At 62.8% G+C, this 309-nt stretch carries 1 protein-coding gene; it reads left to right on the top strand.

The genetic code is table 11. From position 1 onward, the window contains the following. On the top strand, positions 1–309 hold a 309-nt coding region (gene ccsA / locus AC0L3B_RS39080), incomplete at both ends, for a cytochrome c biogenesis protein CcsA (RefSeq protein ID WP_473383061.1).

Below are 309 nucleotides of genomic sequence, written 5' to 3'. Positions count from 1 at the left end.
GGGCCTACTACGAACTCGGCTGGGGTGGCTGGTGGTTCTGGGACCCGGTGGAAAACGCTTCCTTCATGCCCTGGCTGGTGGGCACCGCGCTGATTCACTCGCTGGCCGTCACCGAAAAACGTGGGGTGTTCAAGAGCTGGACCGTGTTGCTGGCCATCGCGGCATTTTCCCTCAGCCTGCTCGGCACCTTCCTCGTGCGTTCGGGCGTACTGACGTCCGTGCATGCGTTTGCTTCGGACCCTGCGCGCGGCGTGTTCATCCTGATCTTCCTGCTGTTTGTGGTCGGTGGTTCGCTGACGCTGTTCGCCC

It is taken from the genome of Bradyrhizobium sp. Kon56, assembly GCF_055807635.1.
This window is presented reverse-complemented; position numbering and strand designations above follow the sequence as displayed.